Source organism: Buttiauxella cochleicola (genome assembly GCF_021282405.1).
Lineage (GTDB): Bacteria > Pseudomonadota > Gammaproteobacteria > Enterobacterales > Enterobacteriaceae > Buttiauxella > Buttiauxella massiliensis.
The window spans coordinates 268,383-288,244 of the sequence record NZ_JAJSOU010000003.1 but is presented as its reverse complement, the minus strand read 5'-3'; the positions used below and the strand labels follow the sequence as shown (position 1 = coordinate 288,244).

The following is a 19,862-nucleotide window of genomic DNA, read 5'->3' as shown; positions in this document are numbered from 1 at the left end:
CTATACTCAATTCAATAATTATCAGAACAATGAGAGTCCAGCATGCCACTAAGTGATTTTAATCATTCTGACCCATACACCCTCGGCATCGAGCTGGAATTGCAAATCATCAATCCACCAGCCAACGATCTCAGCCAGGACTCATCGCTGCTGATTGACTCTCTGAAAGGCCTGGTGACAGAAGGCGAAGTCAAACATGACATCACCGAAAGCATGCTGGAAATCGCCACTGGGGTGTGTGGCGATATCGCGCAGGCTCAGGCGCAGCTTTCAAGTTTGCGCCAGCATGTGCTGCAATCAGCAAGTAAACATCATCTGGCAATTTGCGGTGGCGGTACGCATCCATTTCAAAAATGGCAGCGCCAGGAGGTGTGCCAGAGCGAACGCTATAACAAAACGCTCGAGCTATATGGCTATTTAATGAAGCAGGCGACAGTATTTGGCCAGCATGTGCATGTCGGCTGTGAGAACGAAGAGGACGCTATTTATTTGCTGCATGGCCTGTCGCGCTTTGTTCCACACGTCATCGCGCTCTCGGCTTCATCGCCGTATATTCAGGGGGCAGATACAACCTATGCCTCGTCACGTTTGAATATCTTCTCGGCATTCCCGGATAACGGGCCTGCGCCTTTCGTCGGCGACTGGAACGAGTTTAAGTGGATGTACCAACGCCTTGAGTCCAGCAGCATCGTTCAATCGATGAAAGACCTGCACTGGGATATTCGTCCAAGTCCAAAATTTGGCACCATTGAAGTACGTGTAATGGACACGCCGCTGACTATTACACGTGCGGTCCATATCGCCGGATTTATTCAGGCGTTGGCGCTGTGGCTGCTGACCGAGCGCCCGTTCGTCCCGCGCTCGGAAGATTACCTGCTCTACCGTTTCAATCGCTTTCAAGCCTGCCGCTTTGGGCTGGAAGGCGTGCTGACAGATGTGCGCAGTGGCGAGCAACGCACAATGGCGGAAGATATTTTGCCATTGCTGGATACTCTTGCGCCGTATGCGGCACAACTCCGGGCATCATCAGCTTTAGAAGCCGTTGAAGGTTATGTGCGTAATAACGACAGTGATACGCGCCGTATTCGGCAGTTTATTGCTGGGGGAGGACTGCTGACCGAGTTGATGCGAGAACATTGTGAAATTTGGGCAACTGAGTGAATTTATTCTCTGCCAGGTGGCCTATTTGAAATAGGCCAATGCGATTTCTGAAAAACTTCTCTTTTTGCTGAATATTAACCACAGCTAAATATCGATTAACGCTTAAACCTTAGCGCCTCAACAAATAAAGAAAATGCGGTGGTATGTTGTTTACGGCTTGGGTAATACAGGTAATAACCGGGGAATGGAGTGCACCACTCTTTAAGTACCGTGACCAGCTCGCCACGCTCAACGGCTGCTGCTACCGAATCCTCCGGGACATAGGCCAGGCCAAGACCGACTGTTGCGGCATCAATCCGCTGGCGCAAGCTGTTAAACGTCAATTGCCCGTCAACGCGCACGCGTAATTCCCGCCCCTCTTTTTCAAATTCCCAGGCATACAAGCCACCCATAGTTGGCAGACGCATATTGATGCAATTATGGCTTTGTAATTCTTGCGGTGAATGCGGTGTGCCTTGCTTTGCGAGGTAATCAGGGGAACCAACTACCGCCATACGCATGTCAGGGCCAATGCGTACCGCAATCATATCTTTGGCAACTTGTTCACCGAGACGAATTCCGGCATCAAATCGCCCGGTAACAATATCCGTCAGGGTGTTATCGACGGTAATTTCCACGTTTATATCCGGGTAATCCCCCAGAAACGATTTCAGTACAGGCCACAGCACCGAATCTACCGCGTGTTCTCCTGCAGTTATGCGGATATTGCCCGCTGGGTTTTCACGCATTTCAATCAGCGCTTCCAGCTCGCCTTCAATTTCTGCGAAACGAGGCCCAAGGCTCTCCACCAGCTTTTCACCGGCTTCAGTTGGGGCAACGCTGCGTGTTGTGCGCGTCAGTAAGCGTAATTCGAGGCGCTCTTCCAGAGCGCGAATAGCGTGGCTTAACGCCGACTGAGATACGCCTAATTTGGCGGCAGCTTTGGTGAAGCTACGTTCACGGGCAACCACCAGGAATGAAATCAGGTCGTTAAAGTTCTCTTTTAACATATGCAAATCTGCCATCGCTGCATTAACTGGTTATCAGTATACGCCGATTCATGAATTCAACTCATAGCTCCTTGCGTATTTACCGGGCTAATCAGCAGTAATAACAGGCGCTAACATAGCTTTTTCGCTCCTCGTAACGAAGCGTGGGCACTCAAACCACGACCAACTTATCTGCCAGTCGCGCTCAGTTACCTATACTTCTGACTGGTGTTATCTCTGTTAACCCCGGCATTGAATGCCGAAGTAGAGGAAAAAATGGAAGAAAAGCTGAAAATCATCCAGGCTGGATCACAGCCTTCTCAAACGGGTCCGGAAAGTTACTTCACAGGTAGAGTCCGTATTGATGCACCTTTCCAGACCACGCCCCCTGCTCGTACCGGTGGCGCTACCGTCACCTTTGAACCTGGTGCACGTACCGCCTGGCATACGCATCCACTTGGACAAACTCTGATTGTCACCCATGGGCACGGCTGGTTGCAGGAATGGGGTGGTGAAATCCGCCAAATGAATCAAGGTGATATCGTCTGGATCCCTGAAGGGGTGAAGCATTGGCATGGCGCGACGCCAGATAACGCTATGACGCATATCGCCATTGCTGAGTCACTCAATGGCACCCCTGTCGAGTGGCTGGAACACGTCAGCGACGATCAATACAAAAAAGATACCCTTCATTCTTGAAGTTGCTTCGGCGGTGTCTGCACTCACCCCAGTCACTTATTTGAGTAAGCTCCCGGGGATTCTCGAGTTTGCCGCCTTGAAGCAACTTCAATTATTTTGGGTATAGCCTCTCAACCCGGAGAACAACCATGACGATGAAAGTGCTCGGTTATGCGGCACAGTCCGCAGATGTTCCACTTGCTCCATTCGAATTTATGCGACGCGCACCGCGTCCTGATGACGTGGTGATCGAAGTGATGTACTGCGGCGTTTGCCACTCAGACCTACACCAGGCGCGTAATGACTGGGGTTTTAGTCAATATCCTGTGGTGCCCGGCCATGAAGTCGTTGGACGCGTGGCCTCCGTTGGCAGTGACGTGACAAAATTCAAGCCAGGCGATTACGCGGGTATCGGCTGTATGGTGGACTCGTGTCGTATCTGCCATCCGTGTAAAGAGGGCCTTGAGCAGTACTGTGAAGAGGGCAACGTGCAGACCTACAATGGCGTTGATCGCCATGATCATCTGCCAACCTACGGTGGTTACTCGCAGGCGATTGTCGCCTCAGAAGATTTTGTACTGAAAATGCCTGAGGGTATGGATCTCAAAGGTGCGGCCCCATTGCTGTGCGCGGGGATTACCACGTGGTCACCACTGCGCCACTGGAATGTAGGCGAAGGTAGCAATGTGGCTGTTATCGGGCTGGGTGGCTTAGGCCATATGGCACTGAAACTGGCAAACGCGATGGGGGCGGAAGTCACTCTGTTCACCCGTTCTGCGAGCAAAGAGGAAGACGCACGCCGTCTGGGGGCGCATCACATTGTACTTTCCACCGATGATGAGCAGATGGCATCGGTTAGAAATCAGTTCGACCTGATTATCGACACCGTACCTTATGACCACGATATCAACCCGTATATGCCAACTCTGACGCTGGATGGCACGCTGGTGTATGTCGGTTTGCTGGGCAACATTGAACCACCGGTCAGCACCTTGCCGATGATTCTGGGTCGCCGTTCAGTTGCCGGCTCCTGTATTGGCGGCATCAAAGAAACCCAGGAAATGCTGGATTTCTGCGGTGAACACGGGATTGTTTCAGATATTGAAATGATCAACATGCCCGATATCAACGCAGCCTATGAGCGGATGCTGAAAAGTGATGTGAAGTACCGTTTTGTGATTGATATGGCGACGCTGAAAGCCTGATTGCACAAACCCTCTCTGTAAAAAAGGGAGGGTTTTTCTGGTTATACCCTCCCTTCAAACATCACATTTCATATACAATCGCGCAACACTCGCCGTATTTGGTAGATAGCCCGGTTGCCGTCACTCTTCTCCCTTTCACGTCATAAATGGCCTTTTGCTCTCGCTTTACTGGCGATGGCGATGCTTTTTATCGCCCCGGTGATTTCAAAATCACTGGAACAGCGGCGTGCGGCGGCGAATGGTGAGCATCATGTGATGAGCCATTCAGGCGGCATGATGATGGAGATGGGCAATATGGAAATGCCTACCACATCCCATTTGATGCCGGGCGCGGGCGCTTCCTTGATGGATGATATCGCCTGCGGGTACTGCCAACTTCTGCTGCATATCCCACTGATCGTCTGGCTATTTATTCCCTTTGTCTGGTTGGCATGGCGTATTTCGCGTGCGCCACCTCCTCCGGTTATCGCAGCGCTTCTGCCCCAGCACGATGATGCCGAAGCGCTGCCACGCGCACCTCCTGTCGCACTGTCTCGTTAATACAAACATCATTTAACGTCACAGTTTTACTGGAGATAACCATGTCTGTGAATCAATCTCAGCTCGCCCGCCGTGGCGCGCTGCTGACGCTTTTGCGTCGCCTGCATTTCTATATTGGCTTGTTTGTTGGTCCGTTTATTTTTATCGCAGCACTTACCGGCACCCTATATGTGTTGACGCCACAAATTGAGAATGCGCTTTATCATCAAGCCTTACGCACGCCGGATACCGGCCAAAACCAGCCACTTTCACAGCAAATAGGCGCTGCGCGCCAATATATTGGCGTTGATGCCAGCATCTCAGCCGTACGGCCTGCCCCTTATCCCGGCGACACCACCCGCGTGCAGTTTGTTGACCCGACGCTTGGTGAGTCTGAATCTCGTGCCATCTTTGTCTCGCCTGCAACACTTGCCATTCAGGGTGATATGACGGTGTATGGCACCAGCGGTGTGCTGCCACTGCGTACCTGGATTGATCAATTCCATCGCGCATTGCTGTTGGGTGATACCGGCAGAATTTACAGTGAGCTTGCTGCGTCCTGGCTATGGGTTGCAGCACTTGGCGGCGTGGTGTTGTGGCTGATCTCACGGCCAAAAAGAAAGTTAAAAGTACGGCAAACCCCGCAAAGAAAAGCGCGCCACTGGCACATTACGCTGGGTGCTGCGTTGCTGCTCGGCCTGCTGTTTTTCTCTGCCACCGGGCTGACATGGTCGCAGTGGGCAGGCAGCAATATCGACAAAATGCGCAGCACGCTCGGTTGGATGACGCCGCAGGTAAATACCTCGCTGGCACCAAAAACCGGGCATCAGCACCACGATCCCCACGCCGAACATCATGCCATGATGCCGGGAATGGTAATGCCGCAAACAGACGACAGTGTCTGGGATCAGGTACTTACAGCCGCTCATGGCGCCGGAATTGAATCGAGTAAAATCGAAATTCGCCCAGCCCGTTCGGCAGATAAGGCCTGGACTGTGACCGAAATTGACCGCGCCTGGCCGACGCATGTTGATACCGCAGCAGTCGATCCAACCAGTTTTAAGGTGATTGACCGCTCCTGGTTTGCTGATTTCCCGCTGGTTGCCAAACTGACGCGCTGGGGAATTGATGCTCATATGGGTGTGCTTTTCGGGCTGGCAAACCAGCTATTGCTGGCAGCGTTTGGCATTGGTCTGTGCGCGATGGTGATTCTCGGTTACCGGATGTGGTGGTTAAAACGCCCGGCGGCTTCTGCGAGCAACCCCGCACAAACGCTAAGTGAAGCGTGGCTTGCACTGCCAGGTGCGTGGCGTGCAGGAGTGGTGATTGTCGCGCTGCTCTTTGGCTACTGCCTGCCGGTAATGGGTGCCAGCCTGTTGCTGTTTATCGTTGCTGATATTGGCCGCTGGCGCAAAAACGCGTTGAAATTGCAGACTTCGTAATTCCCTTCCCCCTCTCTTTCTGGCGAGGGGGAAATCGTATTCTCCAGCCCTCCCCCTCTACAAATATTGGTCCTACCAATCCCGCCAAAAACGTGACCTCTTTGTGCATAACGACAAAAAAGCGCAACACCAATATTGCCATTAATTAACAAAAGATTAACCTTTACGCATTATCTACCCTACATCGCAATATTGGTCCTACCAATTAAGCGAAAAATAATAAGCACATCACGTTCTGGAGAGTCCTGCATGCAAGCCTGGCAACAAGTCTATGACCCCGCAGGTAACATATGGCTATCAAGCCTCATCGCCGCTATTCCGATTATTTTCTTCTTCTTCGCACTGATTAAACTGCGTATGAAGGGCTACACCGCCGCCACCATTACCGTGGTCCTGGCGCTATTAGTGGCGTTACTTTTCTACCGTATGCCGGTTGACCGCGCATTGTCGTCAGTTGTGTACGGCTTCTTCTACGGACTCTGGCCGATTGCCTGGATTATTATCGCCGCGGTTTTTGTCTATAAAATCTCAGTAAAAACCGGGCAGTTCGACATTATCCGTTCGTCGATTCTTTCCATTACGCCTGACCAGCGCCTGCAAATGCTGATCGTCGGTTTTTCCTTCGGCGCGTTTCTTGAAGGGGCTGCGGGTTTCGGTGCGCCAGTGGCGATTACCGCCGCATTACTGGTTGGCCTCGGCTTTAACCCGCTGTATGCCGCAGGTCTTTGCCTGATTGTGAACACCGCACCAGTAGCGTTTGGTGCGATGGGGATTCCCATTATTGTCGCAGGCCAGGTTACCGGACTCGATAGCTTTGAGATCGGCCAAATGGTGGGCCGCCAGTTGCCGTTCCTGACCATGATTGTGCTGTTCTGGATTATGGCGATTATGGACGGCTGGCGCGGCATTAAGGAGACGTGGCCTGCGGTAATTGTGGCGGGTGGTTCATTCGCCATAGCGCAATTCCTCAGCTCAAACTTCTTAGGGCCAGAGCTTCCTGACATTATCTCTTCGCTGGTTTCACTGGTTTGCTTGACCGCTTTCTTACGCGTCTGGAAGCCGGTTCGCATCTTCCGTTTTGGCGATATTGGCGCATCGGTTACCGACCAGACGCTGGCTCGCAAAAACTACAGCGCAGGCCAGGTAGTTCGCGCCTGGATGCCGTTTATCTTCCTGACAGCAACCGTCACACTCTGGAGCATCCCGCCGTTTAAAGCGCTGTTTGCACCAGGTGGTGCCATGGCTGATTGGGTATTTAACGTCTCGGTGCCATTCCTCGACAAAATGGTTGCCAAAATGCCACCGGTTGTCGCCGAAAGCATGGCCTACGCGGCGGTGTATAAATTTGACTGGTTCTCAGCAACCGGCACCGCGATTCTGGTTGCAGCACTCATCTCCATCGTTTATCTGCGCATGAAACCGAAAGCGGCCATCGAAACCTTCGGTGAAACGCTCAAGGAGCTGGCGCTGCCGATTTACTCCATCGGCATGGTGTTGGCATTCGCGTTTATCTCCAACTACTCCGGCCTTTCGGCAACGCTCGCTCTGGCGTTGGCGCATACTGGCCACGCATTTACTTTCTTCTCGCCTTTCCTTGGCTGGCTGGGTGTGTTCCTGACGGGTTCAGATACGTCATCAAACGCCTTGTTCGCCGCGTTGCAGGCCACGACCGCACAACAGATTGGCGTGTCGGACTTGCTGCTGGTTGCCGCCAACACCACGGGTGGCGTCACCGGGAAGATGATTTCGCCGCAATCTATCGCCATCGCCTGTGCAGCAGTAGGGCTTGTGGGTAGAGAGTCGGATCTGTTCCGCTTCACCGTTAAACACAGCCTGATTTTCACCTGCATGGTTGGCGTAATTACTACACTACAGGCCTATGTCTTAACCTGGATGATCCCTTAATGACGACGCACCTGCGCCTGGCCGACCATCTGGTCGAGCGCGTAAAAGCACTGATTAGCGAACGTAATCTGGAGGCGGGCATGCGGTTGCCCGCCGAACGCCAGCTTGCGGCTGAAATGGGCGTCTCACGCTCATCAATTCGCGAGGCGATTCAAAAGCTAATTAGCGAAGGCATTCTGATTAGCCGTCGCGGCGGCGGCACCTTTGTGCGCTATGAAGTTCAGGCGTGGTCTGAACAACGAATCGTACAGCCACTGAAAACGCTGGTGGAAGATGACCCCAACTACCGCTACGACATTTTAGAAGCGCGCCACGCGATAGAAGCCAGCACTGCGTGGTACGCCGCTCAGCGGGCCACACCTGCCGATAAAGAGAAGCTCATCGCCTGCTTTGATGCGACGGTGAAATTTAAAGAGAGCGATGACCCGGATCTCGCAGCCCAGGCCGACGTGCGCTTTCACCTGGCAATTGCCGAAGCCTCTCACAACATCGTATTGCTCCAGACGATGCGCGGTTTTTTTGACCTGCTGCAATCCTCAGTAATGCATAGCCGCCAGCGCATGTACACCGTACCGGCAATTTTTGCCGGGCTAACTGAACAGCATAACGAACTGTTGCAGGCCATTCTGGCAGGCGACCCGGAACGTGCGCGCACTGCCGCAAAAACACACCTTGGGTTTGTCCATACCACGATTAAAACCCTGCATGAAGATGAAGCCCGACAGGCGCGAATCACCCGCCTGCCCGATGAAGATACCGACGTAACAAGGGACGAAAATCCATGATTATTTCAGCTGCATCAGACTACCGCGCCGCGGCAAAACGCATTTTGCCGCCATTCCTGTTCCATTATATTGACGGTGGGGCTTATGCCGAACACACGCTGCGTCGCAACGTTGATGACCTGGCGCAGGTGGCGTTAAAGCAGCGCGTATTGAAAAACATGTCGGCATTGAGCCTTGAGACCAAACTGTTTAATGAAACCCTATCGATGCCGGTAGCGCTCGCACCGGTTGGTTTGTGCGGAATGTATGCCCGCCGTGGTGAAGTTCAGGCGGCAAAAGCGGCAGCCGCAAAAGGCATTCCGTTTACGCTTTCTACCGTTTCTGTCTGCCCGATCGAAGAAGTGGCACCCGCCATTGACCGACCAATGTGGTTCCAGCTGTATGTTTTAAAAGACCGTGGTTTTATGCGCAATGCGCTGGAGCGCGCCAAAGCCGCTGGCTGCTCGACGCTGGTGTTTACCGTTGATATGCCGACCCCTGGTGCGCGTTATCGCGATGCGCATTCCGGTATGAGCGGGCAACATGCCGCGCTTCGTCGTTACTGGCAGGCCGTGACGCATCCGCAATGGGCGTGGGATGTCGGCCTGAACGGTCGCCCCCATGATTTAGGGAATATCTCAACTTATCTGGGTAAACCGACCGGGCTTGAAGATTATATTGGCTGGCTTGCAAATAATTTCGACCCGTCGATTTCCTGGAGTGACCTGGAGTGGATTCGTGAGTTCTGGGATGGCCCGATGATCATCAAGGGCATTCTCGACCCGCAAGATGCCAAAGATGCGGTACGTTTCGGGGCTGATGGGATTGTGGTGTCAAACCACGGGGGCCGCCAGCTCGACGGCGTGCTGTCATCGTGTCGCGCCCTACCCGCCATTGCTGACGCTGTCAAAGGTGATATCGCGATTCTTGCCGATAGCGGCATCCGCAGTGGGCTGGACGTGGTGCGCATGATTGCGCTCGGAGCCGATACTTGCCTGTTAGGTCGCGCTTATCTGTATGCGCTGGCAACCCACGGCCAGGCAGGTGTCACCAACTTGCTGAACTTAATCGAGAAAGAGATGCGCGTGGCGATGACGCTGACCGGTGCTAAATCTATCTCTGAAATCAGCCCTGAATTGCTGGTGCGCGAAGGGCTGAAAGATATTCTTTCGCCACAAAGCATGGCGGTTGGGTTTTAAATAAACTGATGCTCGCCAGGTTGTAAGTGGCGAGCATTTCCACTTAATTCGTCAGCTCCGCAAAACTGATACCAGCAGCATTAATGATTTTTTTAGTAGTGCTAATGGTCGGGTTGCCGCGTGAGGAAAGCGTTCTGTAGAGCGTTTCGCGATTCAGTTTGGTTTCGGCGGCAATTTTGCTCACCCCACCTCTTGCCTCAACGAGACGACGTAAAGCGAGCAGGAATAACACTTCACCGTTTTCTTCATCCAGACCCGCAAATGCCCCTTTTATATATTCAACGGCAAAGGCGGGATCTTCTTGAAGCATTTCAATAACAGTTTGGTCAAACTCGTTAAATTTCATTTTCTGACTCCCGATGTTCTTGCCACCACGCCACTGCCTGGTCGATATCTGCTTGCTGCTTGCGTTTGTCACCACCGAGCAGTAACAGATAAGTATTCTTGCCTTCATGGGCGTAATAAATTCTGTAGCCCGGCCATTCATCAATGCGCATTTCCCAAACGCCTTGCCTGCAAGGCTTATGGTCACCTGGGTTATTGAGCGCTAACTGGTCAATTCGTTGTACGATCTTTGTTTTAGCGCGTGCATCCCTTAACACCCTTAACCACTCATCAAATGGAACCCTGCCATTTTGCAATTTGAAATACTTAATGATGTTCATCCCTGAAGCCCCTCAATTGTAGCTTAAATACCACAACGGTCAATGAATAAATTTTGCGCGAAAAAGCTTATTGCGCAGCAGGCTACAGCAGGTCTAATGAATACAGCGAGAGAAGTTCGAAGGGGTGTTTCAGCTTTGCGGCATATCTTCCAGGATGGAAATAAATGGAGCAACGCTGCCGCCGAAATTCATCGGGACAGCGTTTGTAGAACGTTAATTGAGTTTGTAATCGAGGGTAATTTCAGCTTTCATCAATTGTGAAACCGGACAACCGGCTTTGGCTTTCTGAATGATTTTGTCGAACTTCTCGCTATCTGCATTCGGCACTTTTACCGTGCTGGTTAACGCTATTTTGGTGATGGCAAAACCACCATCGGTTTTATCCAGTGAAACATCGGCTACCGTATCAATGCTTTCTGCTGTGTAGCCCTCTTCGCCAAGCATCAGCGAGAGCGCCATCGAGAAACAGGCTGCATGTGCGGCACCAATTAGCTCTTCTGGATTGGTACCGGCTGCGCCTTCAAAGCGGGTATTAAAACCATATGGCTGTTCTTTCAATGCGCCGCTCTCGGTAGAGACGGTGCCTTTACCGCGTTTAATGTCACCTTCCCAGTGAGCCTGCCCTTTCTTATGAATCGTCATCTTTGTGCTCCTGTTTTATTTACGCAAAGCATAAGTATAGAAGTTGAATACAGGTCTGCCTGGCAACTAAGAGCAATCCTTACCGCGTAAAAATAAATCGAATAAATCCTCACCCTCAAGTGTTCACTGCATACCGAACACCACGAGGGCTTTACCATGAACCGTTTTTCTCCCTGGTTGTTACCTGCTATTGCGAGCAGCTTCTTATTACTTTCAGGCTATACCCAGGCGATGGGTGGCAACAGTGACGAACCCACCCCGCCAACCTGTCCGAAAGGGCAAATTTATGACTCGAAAACCAAAACCTGCATGGTCGATAAAGGTGGGATGATTGGCGATGAAGCGCGTACCGATTACGCCTACGCGCTGGCAAAAGCGGGTCGTTATCAAGAAACTCTGGATATGCTCAACACGCTAAAAGATCCCAACACTGCCGAAGCGCTAAACTATCGAGGCTACGCCACTCGCAAGCTTGGCCGCACCGATGAAGGCATCAGCTATTATTTAAAATCTGTAGCGCTCGATCCCAAATATCCAAAGGTTCGTGAATATCTGGGCGAAGCGTACATGATCAAAAATCGTCCTGATTTAGCACGTGAGCAGCTTGCGACTATCAAAACGCTGTGCGGTGTCGGTTGCGAAGAATATCGTGACCTTGCAGCAGCCATCGACGGTCATCCGGAATCCTGATATTCGCCTGTGGAGGCAAAAATCAGCAGCGAGACAATACGCAACGAAATAGCCCACTACCTCTCCCGTTTGTGGCGTTACGCCCTGGTGCTTTCACATAAGCGGGATGTGGCGGACGATCTCGTTCAGGCTACCTGTGTGCGGGCACTGGAACGCGCCTCACAATACGTTGCTGGCAGTCGGATGGACCGCTGGCTGTTCTCTATTTTGCATTCGATCTGGATTAATGAAGTGCGGGCCCAGCAAATTCGCCGCGGGCAAGGTTTTGTCGATGTGGATGAACTGCCCGGAACTGAAAACAGTGATGACCCTATTTGGTCAAACGATGTGATGAAACGAGTTAATCGCCTACCCGAAGCCCAGCGAAATACCGTTTTTTTGGTATACGTAGAGGAGCTGTCATACCAGGAAGCAGCAGTAGTGCTGAATGTGCCTGTTGGAACGGTAATGAGCCGCCTTTCCACGGCGCGTCTCACGCTTGCAAGGGACAGCGCACTCCAGCCAAATTCGCCACAAATCAAAGGAGAGAAATCATGAGACTTCCGCTGGGTTCGGACGAAATGCTGGTGGCGTATCTGGATAATGAGCTCAGTGATGCACAGCGCAAAGTTCTGGAAAGCAGGCTGATTGAGGACGACGCTCTTGCTCAGCGCCTGGCTCTACTGGAACGCAGTAACCTGCCTTTTAAAACGGCTTTTGAACCACTACTGGAGATGGCCCCAGCTAAGCGATTACAACAGCGGCTCCCTCCTGAAATTCGCAAAACCTCAGGGGTTTCGCGACGCCATTTGATCGCGGCCGCAGTCGGTTTCCTGGCACTTGGCGTGATTGGCGATCGGGTGATTATTCATTTAACGCAACCCGAAGATAACTGGCGCGAATTAGTGGCGCAGTATATGGCGCTTTATACGCCGGAAACACTGGCAGAAACGCCATCAAACCAGGCTATGGATGCGCAATTGCAGACAACAGGCGAACAGCTAGGCCTTGTTCTTTCCTCTTCGAGTCTGTCGTTACCAGGTGCGGTATTAAAGAACGCGCGCATGCTGGCTTATGACGACCAGAAAATTGCGCAAATTACCTGGCTTGATGAAGTGCATGGCCCAATGGCGTTATGCATTACAAAAAATACTGGCCGCGGGATGCAAAAGATGAACGAACAACGGCTCGGCATGAATATTGTTTATTGGGCAAGTGCGAACCACCAGTTTATGGTGATTGGGCATGGTACTGAGGAACAAGTCAGTCAAGTTGCTGAGCAGTTACAAAGTACAATTGGTGCTTAGTTAAGACAGGCAGCAGCTTTGCTTGCCTGCATGCAAGAATTGCAAAGCGCATACTTAGACTAGACTGCCCAGTCTTCGACACGCAACCGCGCCACCATAGTAAAGGTACGATCGCTGGTTATCAGCGTGGCGTTTCGGCTCAGTGCATGCGCGGCAATTAACTGGTCAAGATGGCCCAATACTTTGCCTTTCTTTTCCATCGCCGCTCGTAATTGGCCGTAGCTTTTTGCCGCTTCACTATCCCAGGCGTAGATCGATACTGTTTCCAAAAATCCCTGCACCGCTGCAGCCAGATTTTTACTCTGGCGTTTGGCAACGCCATACAACAACTCAGCCTCCGTGATACTAGAAATGCACACTTCTACAGGCCGTGTTTGAGCAAGCTTTTCTATCACTTTAGGATGCTGACGGAAAAGATAGCTCACCGTGTTGGTATCGAGCATGTACATGATCAGTCCATCCCTGCAAAGGGATCTCTGTCAGCAATACTCTGGTTACGCTCTTGTTCATCAAGGAACGTATCCGACACTTTTGCTTTCTTAACTAAAGCAAAAACGTTTTCCCATCCTTCTGGTTTAGCTGGCGTTTTTGAAAGAATCACGTTTCCCTCCTTGTCTTTGCGGATATACACCCTGTCGGTATCAAACTCAAACTCCACCGGTAACCTCACCGCCTGGTTTCTGCCGTTTTTAAAAAGCTTCGCAACGCGTTCCATAGTATCTCCGGGTACTTAATGACCTATGCCATAGCATATGCCAGAGACATATATTCGCCAAGCTCACTTTTTATTCAATTAACGTTTTCGAGGGCAACACTACCCTGGATTTATACAATCAGCCTGGCTTTATTTCGACGGGATTATTGTTTTGCGAGAAGCTTTCAGGATTATGAAAATAACGACGCGGCATTGCAGCCCGGAATGATGAATGGCTCAAAATCAGGGTGGGTAAACTGACCATTTACCCACCCTGATATGCTACTGAACTAAAGCAGTCAGCTTGCCAAAAACGCCTGCGCCATCGGCATCACGCCTGATTTGCACCACATCTTCAAGCTTGTCGATTTGGCTAATCATTTGCTCGAGGCGTTGGTCGTCTGCCACTTGTAGCCAGATTCGGCTTTGGTCGCCCTGCGCTAGCGGAAGGCAGAGAATGCCCTCAACGTTGAACGCACGGCGGGCAAACAGGCCACAAATGTGAGACATCACACCCGGATGGTTACGCACCGTAAGTTCCAGAATAACGGTTAGTTGTTGCATCGCTTACTCTCCAATCATCTCAATATTGGCAGCGCCTGGCGGCACCATCGGGAATACTTTTTCGCTGGCATCAATGCGCACGTGAATCAGGCATGGGCCAGGTCGTGAAATCGCCTCTTGCAGTGCCTGTTGCGGGTTTTCGGCTGCGTTCAAATCGCAGGTCGCGAGACCAAAACCTTCGGCGATTTTCAGGAAATTAGTCTGCCCTGAATAGGTCGCAGCAAAGACATTTTGTTGATAGAACAGAGTTTGTTGCTGATGCACCAGCCCCAAAGCCTGGTTGTTGAGCAAAATGATTTTTACATCCAGATTATGTTCCGCAGCGGTCGCCATTTCCTGAATATTCATCATGATGCTGCCATCGCCAGTGAAGCACAGCACTTTGCGATTCGGTTCAGCTAATGCCGCACCTACCGCGGCAGGCAGGCCAAAGCCCATGGTTCCCAGACCGCCAGAAGTCAGCCACTGGCGCGGTCGGTTCAGCGGATAGGCCTGAGCCACCCACATCTGGTGCTGGCCAACGTCGGTGGTAATCACCGCTTCATCATCCACACAGGCGGCGGCTGCGTTAATCAGGCCGTACGGCGTTAACGGGTTATCTGCACCAGGCATATTGAACGGGAATTCATGCTGCAAACCAGCCACTTGTTGCAGCCATTCCTCGCGTGGTTTGGCGTCAATTTTTGGCAGTAATTGTTCCAGCACTTCACCCACATCAGCGCGAATGGCAACATGAGCTTGTTTGATTTTACCCAGCTCAGCGCGGTCGATATCAACATGAATGATTTTCGCGTTCGGGCAAAACTCTTCGGTTTTACCAATCGCACGGTCATCAAAACGCGCGCCCAAAACAATCAGCAAATCCGCTTCCTGCAAAATGTAGTTGGTGCTTCGAGCACCGTGCATACCCAACATGCCCAACGATAACGGGTGTTTCGCCGGAACAGTGCCCAGCGCCATTAACGTCATTGTGGTTGGCAGATTAGCTTTTTCGGCCAGTGCACGCGCATCAGCATGGGCATTAATCACTCCGCCACCGAGATACAACACCGGGCGCTGTGCCTGGTTAATCATCTCGGCAGCATCGGCAATTTGTTTGGCTTCAAATTGTGGTGCAGGAGTGTGTGCGGAAACAGACGGCAACTCGCTAATATCAATTTCTGCGGTCTGCACATCTTTTGGAATATCAATCCAGACTGGGCCTGGGCGGCCAGATTCAGCAATGCGAAACGCGTCGCAAATTACCTGCGGTAGTTCAGCAATATCGCGAACCAGATAGTTGTGTTTGGTGATAGGAATGGAGATGCCGTAGGTGTCGACTTCCTGGAATGCGTCGGTGCCAATCATCGATTTCGGCACCTGACCGGTGATGCACACCAGCGGGATGGAATCGAGGCGCGCATCGGCAATAGCGGTGACCAGGTTTGTGGCTCCAGGACCGCTACAGGCGATGCACACCGCCGCTTTGCCCTGCGTTCGTGCCATGCCCTGCGCCATAAAGCCCGCACCTTGTTCGTGGCGCGCCAGAATGTGGCGAATTTTTTGGCTTTTACTCAGTGCGTTGTAGAGCGGCAGAACGGTGCCACCGGGAATACCGCTAACGGTGGTGATGCCATGATGTTCAAGCATTTGCACAATTAATTGTGCACCCGTAATACGGTTTGCTTGCGGTGGGTTTTCCGAAATTGCCATTGCTCCAGTCCTTCTTCTTATGCCGTTTCGCTTTTGGCCGGGGGACTAAAACAAGAAACCCCGCCCGGTTTGCGCCGGCGGGGTTTTGGAATCGATGTGTTGATTCAGACCCTACGGCGCATTGCCGACGACGACCACCACCACACGCACGACGACCACCGCGGCTGGTAGCGCGGTTAGTAGTAGGGCTGATGTGTGCAGGTTAGTTGTCATTTGGGTCCTGAATGTGTTGTGTGTTTTTAACAGCGAATTTCATACAAACATACTGCTTCGTTTCGCACAACAGCTTTATTCGCCATGGATGAAAATCGTGCGGAAGATCACATCCGCGTTTCAGCGTTTAAATGGTTGTTGCAGCAAACTCCTGACGCAACTCATCAATCGGCAGGTAACGCCCGATAATCACTAAGCGCGATACTCGCGATTCAGATGGGTGCCACATCGAGCCATAATCAAAACCCACCACTTTATGTACGCCCTGCACAATTAAGCGCTGTGGGTGATCGGCTATTGCCAACACGCCTTTGTAGCGCAGCATGTCATTGCCAAAACGCGCGATGCAGCTTTCCATAAACGCGCCGATTTTTTTCACATCCAGCATTCCGGCATCAAAAACATGGGCCTGAATGGCATCATCCCATGAGCGTTTGGCAGGCATTTTACGGAACGGCTGGAAACGATCGGGGTGGCTGGCATCAGCGCGAATCACATGGAACCCTGCGGCCATATCGATATTATCGGTGAGTTCAAAAGCGTTAAGATCAAGCCAAAACTCTTCCGGACATTCACCGTTTACGATCTCAAACAGATCCGCTTTGTTATTGATCCGATTAATCCGATCGAGCGCCAGCTGTTTTGTCTCTTCGTCAACACGATCCGCTTTCGTCAGTAAAATACGATCGGCGAAGCCAAGCTGTGACGCAGCAACTGCATGTTCATCAAGCTGGCGTGAGATATGTTCGGCATCGGCAAGTGCGATAACGGCATCCAGGCGCAACGCTTCACGCAGGTGTTCATCAACAAAGAATGTCTGGACGATAGGCGCCGGGTCAGCAAGGCCCGTGGTTTCAACAATCAGACGATCAAATTTCAGCTTTCCGGCCGCACGTTTTTCCAGCATTTCTCTTAATGCGGCAGTGAACTCCCCACGCACGCTACAACAGACACAGCCATTACTGAGTTCCACAACGTTGACGTTTTCACCGCCTCTGAGCAATGCGCCATCAATGTTTACTGCACCAAATTCGTTTTCAAGAATAGCGACGGGGGCGTTGTCGGAATGGGCGAGAAAATAGTTAAGCAGCGTGGTTTTCCCTGAGCCGAGAAAACCCGTTAATAGAGTGACAGATACCGCTTGATTCATGTCAAATTCCTTAGATTAGCAGCAGCGAGCGCCGCCTTTTCCGCCGTAGCGCGCATCCTGACGCTCACGGAAAAACTCTTCGTAAGTCATCGGCGTCTGCTCTGGATGGGTCAGACGAATATGTTGTACGTAGTTGTCGTAATCAGGTACGCCAACCATCAATTTAGCGGCCTGGCCTAGATATTTTCCAGCTTTAGCGAGTGTGTCAAACATGGTAGCTCCGGGCGTAAAATCCACCTCCCCTTACGGGGAGATGGATGAATGGCTTAGTGCGCACTTTTCGCCTGCGCAACAATCTGCTCAACGTCTTCAGGCATCTTCTGGTAAGGCGTTTCCTTCGCCGTTGGCGTATCCGATCTCAGCGCCTGGCGAGCGGTTTTAATCGCAAACAGACCAATCACCACCACAACTACCATAAAGAAGATGGTCAACCCAGCATCCAGACGGTTGTTAAACACCAGTTGGGTAAGCTGAGACTGAGTGTATTGCGCGGGAATATTGCCGCTGTCGATCATCGCCTGGAACTTATTAGCGATAGCCAGGAAGCCCACTTTCGGATTGTCGCTGAACGCCTTTTGCCAGCCAGCAGTCAGCGTACAGAACAGCAGCCAGGCCGTTGGCACCAGTGCCACCCAGGCATATTTCTGCTTCTTCATCTTAAACAGCACTACCGCACACAGCATCAGCGCCATGCCTGCCAGCATCTGGTTGGCGATACCAAACAGAGGCCACAACGTGTTAATACCGCCGAGTGGGTCAACAACACCCTGATGCAGGAAGTAACCCCATGCCAGCACGCAAAGCGCCGTCGCCAGTAAGTTCGCAGGCAACGAGTCAGTACGCTTGAGGCTTGGGGAAATTACCCCCAGCAAGTCTTGCAGCATAAAGCGTGCCGCACGCGTACCAGCATCGACTGCTGTCAAAATAAACAGAGCTTCAAACAGAATGGCAAAGTGATACCAGAACGACACATCCATCAGGCCGCCCAACGCACCATGTAGAATGTACGCCATCCCAACCGCAAGCGTTGGTGCACCGCCCGCACGCGAGATAATGCTTTGCTCGCCCACTTCATTGGCAATGTTGGTTAAGGTTTCCGGAGTAATCTGGAAGCCCCAACTGCTGACCACGCTCGCAGCAGAAACCACCACATCGGTGGTGCCCGCCGGAGCCAGAACCGCCATCGGGCTGTTCATCGCGAAGTACACGCCCGGGTCGATAACGCAGGCCGCTACCAGCGCCATAATCGCCACGAACGATTCCATCAACATGCCGCCGTAACCGATGAAGCAGGCCTGGTTTTCGTTAGCCAGCATTTTCGGCGTGGTGCCGGAAGCGATCAGCGCATGGAAGCCAGACACCGCGCCACAGGCGATGGTGATGAACAGGAACGGGAACAGGTCGCCGGTCCACACCGGGCCGGTGCCATCAATAAATTTGGTCAGCGACGGCATTTGCAGCGTCGGGCGCATGATCAAAATACCAATCGCCAGGCCGATAATGGTGCCGATTTTCAGGAAGGTTGAGAGGTAATCACGCGGTGCAAGCAGCAGCCAGACCGGCAGAACTGCGGCGACAAAACCATAACCCACCAGCATCCAGGTCAGCTGTACACCGGTAAAGTCAAAGTACGGTGCCCAGGTTGGGCTTTCGGCAACCCAACCGCCAGAAATAATGGCAAATATCAGCATAATCAGACCGATGACCGACACTTCACCAATGCGGCCCGGGCGCAGGTAGCGGATATAGACACCCATAAACAACGCCAGTGGAATGGTGAACGCCACGGTGTACGTCCCCCACGGGCTATGGGTCAGCGCTTTCACCACAATCATCGCCAGCACCGCGAGGATAATAACCATGATCATAAAGCAGGCCACCAGCGCGATAACACCCGCCGTGTTGCCCATTTCTTCTTTGACCAGTTCGCCGAGCGAGCGCCCATCGCGACGCGTCGAGACAAACAGCACCATAAAATCTTGTACTGCCCCGGCCAACACCACACCCGCCAGCAACCAGAGCATACCAGGCAAGTAACCCATTTGCGCGGCAAGTACCGGCCCGACAAGCGGCCCCGCACCAGCAATCGCAGCAAAGTGGTGACCGAACAGCACTTTTTTGTCGGTTGGTACGTAGTCCAGGCCATCGTTATGGCGCACGGCTGGCGTCATACGTGTGGCATCAACAGTTAAGACTCGTTTAGCGATAAACAGGCCGTAGTAACGATAAGCGATGAGGTAAACGCAGATTGCAGCAACCACAATCCACAATGCGTTTATCTGCTCGCCACGATTGAGTGCGATATAGCCGAGCGCGAATGCACCTATCAGTGCAAGCACAGCCCATATGAGGTGTTTCCCTGGATTATTCATATTGTTTTCCATGTGTAGAGCCAGAGGTAGAGGCAGACGGTACTACCGTTTTG

General features: G+C 52.1%; 22 protein-coding genes and 1 pseudogene. 11 read left to right on the top strand and 12 right to left on the bottom strand.

The annotated features are described in order from the left end of the window. Positions 1-42 precede the first annotated feature (42 nt). On the top strand, positions 43-1,161 hold the full coding sequence (locus LVQ79_RS05660) for a YbdK family carboxylate-amine ligase (protein ID WP_232864200.1): 1,119 nt from the start codon (positions 43-45) through the stop codon (positions 1,159-1,161). A gap of 95 nt (positions 1,162-1,256) precedes the next feature. Here LVQ79_RS05660 and LVQ79_RS05655 read toward each other — a convergent pair whose 3' ends face one another. Continuing rightward, positions 1,257-2,150, bottom strand: coding sequence for a LysR family transcriptional regulator (locus LVQ79_RS05655; RefSeq protein ID WP_232864199.1), 894 nt, complete (start codon positions 2,148-2,150; stop codon positions 1,257-1,259). Positions 2,151-2,405: 255 nt separating this feature from the next. Here LVQ79_RS05655 and LVQ79_RS05650 point away from each other — a divergent pair, with 255 nt between their 5' ends. The 7 genes and pseudogenes from LVQ79_RS05650 to lldD all read left to right on the top strand — a co-directional run bounded on the left by LVQ79_RS05650 (position 2,406) and on the right by lldD (position 9,841). Then, positions 2,406-2,828: a (R)-mandelonitrile lyase gene (locus LVQ79_RS05650; RefSeq protein WP_154155248.1), complete on the top strand. Its 423-nt coding sequence runs from the start codon at positions 2,406-2,408 to the stop codon at positions 2,826-2,828. A 128-nt stretch (positions 2,829-2,956) separates the two neighbouring features. After that, positions 2,957-4,012: an NAD(P)-dependent alcohol dehydrogenase gene (locus tag LVQ79_RS05645; RefSeq protein ID WP_304502992.1), complete on the top strand. Its 1,056-nt coding sequence runs from the start codon at positions 2,957-2,959 to the stop codon at positions 4,010-4,012. Positions 4,013-4,126: 114 nt separating this feature from the next. After that, a complete protein-coding gene (locus tag LVQ79_RS05640; protein ID WP_255668740.1) occupies positions 4,127-4,552 on the top strand; it encodes a DUF2946 domain-containing protein in 426 nt (141 codons plus the stop codon). 41 nt (positions 4,553-4,593) lie between these two features. Next, positions 4,594-5,946, top strand: a pseudogene (locus LVQ79_RS05635) (PepSY-associated TM helix domain-containing protein); the annotation flags it as partial. A gap of 276 nt (positions 5,947-6,222) precedes the next feature. Beyond that, complete coding sequence (gene lldP, locus LVQ79_RS05630) at positions 6,223-7,878, top strand: L-lactate permease (RefSeq protein ID WP_064516860.1); 1,656 nt, start codon at positions 6,223-6,225, stop codon at positions 7,876-7,878. Then, on the top strand, positions 7,878-8,663 hold the full coding sequence (gene lldR / locus LVQ79_RS05625; RefSeq protein ID WP_151994840.1) for a transcriptional regulator LldR: 786 nt from the start codon (positions 7,878-7,880) through the stop codon (positions 8,661-8,663). The genes lldP and lldR overlap by 1 nt, the downstream gene beginning before the upstream one ends. Next, a complete protein-coding gene (gene lldD / locus LVQ79_RS05620; RefSeq protein WP_151994839.1) occupies positions 8,660-9,841 on the top strand; it encodes an FMN-dependent L-lactate dehydrogenase LldD in 1,182 nt (393 codons plus the stop codon). The genes lldR and lldD overlap by 4 nt, the downstream gene beginning before the upstream one ends. A 43-nt stretch (positions 9,842-9,884) precedes the next feature. Here lldD and LVQ79_RS05615 read toward each other — a convergent pair whose 3' ends face one another. From LVQ79_RS05615 to LVQ79_RS05605, 3 genes are all read right to left on the bottom strand, one after another. Further along, positions 9,885-10,187 (bottom strand): helix-turn-helix domain-containing transcriptional regulator, encoded by a 303-nt coding sequence (locus tag LVQ79_RS05615; RefSeq protein ID WP_232864197.1) that lies wholly within the window; start codon positions 10,185-10,187, stop codon positions 9,885-9,887. Next, the gene (locus LVQ79_RS05610; protein WP_232864196.1) at positions 10,177-10,506 is read right to left on the bottom strand and encodes a type II toxin-antitoxin system RelE/ParE family toxin; all 330 of its coding nucleotides are present in this window, start codon (positions 10,504-10,506) and stop codon (positions 10,177-10,179) included. Before LVQ79_RS05610 ends, LVQ79_RS05615 begins: the two co-directional genes overlap by 11 nt. Before the next feature lie 213 nt (positions 10,507-10,719). Then, positions 10,720-11,148, bottom strand: a complete 429-nt coding sequence (locus LVQ79_RS05605) for an OsmC family protein (protein WP_154155233.1) — start codon at positions 11,146-11,148, stop codon at positions 10,720-10,722. Positions 11,149-11,304: 156 nt separating this feature from the next. Between LVQ79_RS05605 and LVQ79_RS05600 the strand changes: the two genes are divergently transcribed. The 3 genes from LVQ79_RS05600 (at position 11,305) to LVQ79_RS05590 (ending at position 13,124) form a co-directional block, all read left to right on the top strand. Next, on the top strand, positions 11,305-11,838 hold the full coding sequence (locus LVQ79_RS05600; protein ID WP_232864195.1) for a tetratricopeptide repeat protein: 534 nt from the start codon (positions 11,305-11,307) through the stop codon (positions 11,836-11,838). 87 nt (positions 11,839-11,925) lie between these two features. Further along, a complete protein-coding gene (locus tag LVQ79_RS05595) occupies positions 11,926-12,375 on the top strand; it encodes an RNA polymerase sigma factor (RefSeq protein ID WP_232864287.1) in 450 nt (149 codons plus the stop codon). Next, on the top strand, positions 12,372-13,124 hold the full coding sequence (locus LVQ79_RS05590) for an anti-sigma factor family protein (protein WP_232864194.1): 753 nt from the start codon (positions 12,372-12,374) through the stop codon (positions 13,122-13,124). Before LVQ79_RS05595 ends, LVQ79_RS05590 begins: the two co-directional genes overlap by 4 nt. A 59-nt stretch (positions 13,125-13,183) precedes the next feature. Here the strand turns inward: LVQ79_RS05590 and LVQ79_RS05585 are convergent, their stop codons facing one another. The 8 genes from LVQ79_RS05585 to cstA all read right to left on the bottom strand — a co-directional run bounded on the left by LVQ79_RS05585 (position 13,184) and on the right by cstA (position 19,809). Continuing rightward, positions 13,184-13,573, bottom strand: a complete 390-nt coding sequence (locus LVQ79_RS05585) for a type II toxin-antitoxin system VapC family toxin (protein WP_232864193.1) — start codon at positions 13,571-13,573, stop codon at positions 13,184-13,186. A 2-nt stretch (positions 13,574-13,575) separates the two neighbouring features. Continuing rightward, positions 13,576-13,839, bottom strand: coding sequence for an antitoxin (locus LVQ79_RS05580; protein ID WP_232864192.1), 264 nt, complete (start codon positions 13,837-13,839; stop codon positions 13,576-13,578). Between the two features lie 261 nt (positions 13,840-14,100). Further along, a complete protein-coding gene (ilvN, locus tag LVQ79_RS05575; protein WP_151994831.1) occupies positions 14,101-14,382 on the bottom strand; it encodes an acetolactate synthase small subunit in 282 nt (93 codons plus the stop codon). Between the two features lie 3 nt (positions 14,383-14,385). Beyond that, on the bottom strand, positions 14,386-16,074 hold the full coding sequence (ilvB, locus tag LVQ79_RS05570) for an acetolactate synthase large subunit (protein WP_232864191.1): 1,689 nt from the start codon (positions 16,072-16,074) through the stop codon (positions 14,386-14,388). 111 nt (positions 16,075-16,185) lie between these two features. Next, positions 16,186-16,287, bottom strand: coding sequence for an ilvB operon leader peptide IvbL (gene ivbL, locus LVQ79_RS05565; protein ID WP_134183912.1), 102 nt, complete (start codon positions 16,285-16,287; stop codon positions 16,186-16,188). A 127-nt stretch (positions 16,288-16,414) separates the two neighbouring features. Continuing rightward, positions 16,415-17,437, bottom strand: coding sequence for a CobW family GTP-binding protein (locus LVQ79_RS05560; protein WP_232864190.1), 1,023 nt, complete (start codon positions 17,435-17,437; stop codon positions 16,415-16,417). 15 nt (positions 17,438-17,452) lie between these two features. Further along, complete coding sequence (locus tag LVQ79_RS05555) at positions 17,453-17,650, bottom strand: YbdD/YjiX family protein (protein WP_034456870.1); 198 nt, start codon at positions 17,648-17,650, stop codon at positions 17,453-17,455. Between the two features lie 53 nt (positions 17,651-17,703). Next, on the bottom strand, positions 17,704-19,809 hold the full coding sequence (gene cstA / locus LVQ79_RS05550; protein ID WP_232864189.1) for a pyruvate/proton symporter CstA: 2,106 nt from the start codon (positions 19,807-19,809) through the stop codon (positions 17,704-17,706). Between the last annotated feature and the right edge of the window lie 53 nt (positions 19,810-19,862).

Coding starts and splice junctions, on each gene's coding strand:
- LVQ79_RS05660 (WP_232864200.1), top strand. CDS start 43: ATGCCACTAAGTGATTTTAATCATTCTGACCCATACACCCTCGGCATC.
- LVQ79_RS05655 (WP_232864199.1), bottom strand. CDS start 2,150: ATGTTAAAAGAGAACTTTAACGACCTGATTTCATTCCTGGTGGTTGCC.
- LVQ79_RS05650 (WP_154155248.1), top strand. CDS start 2,406: ATGGAAGAAAAGCTGAAAATCATCCAGGCTGGATCACAGCCTTCTCAA.
- LVQ79_RS05645 (WP_304502992.1), top strand. CDS start 2,957: ATGACGATGAAAGTGCTCGGTTATGCGGCACAGTCCGCAGATGTTCCA.
- lldP (WP_064516860.1), top strand. CDS start 6,223: ATGCAAGCCTGGCAACAAGTCTATGACCCCGCAGGTAACATATGGCTA.
- lldR (WP_151994840.1), top strand. CDS start 7,878: ATGACGACGCACCTGCGCCTGGCCGACCATCTGGTCGAGCGCGTAAAA.
- lldD (WP_151994839.1), top strand. CDS start 8,660: ATGATTATTTCAGCTGCATCAGACTACCGCGCCGCGGCAAAACGCATT.
- LVQ79_RS05615 (WP_232864197.1), bottom strand. CDS start 10,187: ATGAAATTTAACGAGTTTGACCAAACTGTTATTGAAATGCTTCAAGAA.
- LVQ79_RS05610 (WP_232864196.1), bottom strand. CDS start 10,506: ATGAACATCATTAAGTATTTCAAATTGCAAAATGGCAGGGTTCCATTT.
- LVQ79_RS05605 (WP_154155233.1), bottom strand. CDS start 11,148: ATGACGATTCATAAGAAAGGGCAGGCTCACTGGGAAGGTGACATTAAA.
- LVQ79_RS05600 (WP_232864195.1), top strand. CDS start 11,305: ATGAACCGTTTTTCTCCCTGGTTGTTACCTGCTATTGCGAGCAGCTTC.
- LVQ79_RS05590 (WP_232864194.1), top strand. CDS start 12,372: ATGAGACTTCCGCTGGGTTCGGACGAAATGCTGGTGGCGTATCTGGAT.
- LVQ79_RS05585 (WP_232864193.1), bottom strand. CDS start 13,573: ATGTACATGCTCGATACCAACACGGTGAGCTATCTTTTCCGTCAGCAT.
- LVQ79_RS05580 (WP_232864192.1), bottom strand. CDS start 13,839: ATGGAACGCGTTGCGAAGCTTTTTAAAAACGGCAGAAACCAGGCGGTG.
- ilvN (WP_151994831.1), bottom strand. CDS start 14,382: ATGCAACAACTAACCGTTATTCTGGAACTTACGGTGCGTAACCATCCG.
- ilvB (WP_232864191.1), bottom strand. CDS start 16,074: ATGGCAATTTCGGAAAACCCACCGCAAGCAAACCGTATTACGGGTGCA.
- ivbL (WP_134183912.1), bottom strand. CDS start 16,287: ATGACAACTAACCTGCACACATCAGCCCTACTACTAACCGCGCTACCA.
- LVQ79_RS05560 (WP_232864190.1), bottom strand. CDS start 17,437: ATGAATCAAGCGGTATCTGTCACTCTATTAACGGGTTTTCTCGGCTCA.
- LVQ79_RS05555 (WP_034456870.1), bottom strand. CDS start 17,650: ATGTTTGACACACTCGCTAAAGCTGGAAAATATCTAGGCCAGGCCGCT.
- cstA (WP_232864189.1), bottom strand. CDS start 19,809: ATGAATAATCCAGGGAAACACCTCATATGGGCTGTGCTTGCACTGATA.